The sequence below is a fragment of the Stenotrophomonas sp. GbtcB23 genome, assembly GCF_019091045.1.
GTDB classification, from domain to species: Bacteria; Pseudomonadota; Gammaproteobacteria; order Xanthomonadales; family Xanthomonadaceae; genus Stenotrophomonas; species Stenotrophomonas rhizophila_A.
Window position 1 is genome coordinate 1 of sequence record NZ_JAGXKC010000684.1, and the last position, 236, is coordinate 236.

The 236-nt window shown below is 67.4% G+C and carries 1 protein-coding gene; it reads left to right on the forward strand.

The features are described from left to right. A partial coding sequence (locus KVS69_RS20565; protein WP_217540199.1) for a type IV secretory system conjugative DNA transfer family protein occupies positions 1–236 on the forward strand: 236 nt, incomplete at both ends.

The window sequence follows — 236 nt, forward strand, 5'->3', positions numbered from 1 at the left end:
AATCCCTGCACGGCGATGCCCGCTTCGCGGAAGCCGCCGACCTGGCCAGGCACGGTCTGTTCAAGAAGTCCGACAACGGCATCGTGGTGGGCAGCTTCGGCGGCAAGCTGGTGCGCCTGAGTGGCCAGCAGTTCGTGGTCCTCGCCGCGCCGGCCCGTTCGGGCAGGGGCGTGGGCGTGGTCATTCCGAACCTGCTCGAGTACGGCGAGTCGGTGGTGGTGCTGGACATCAAACAG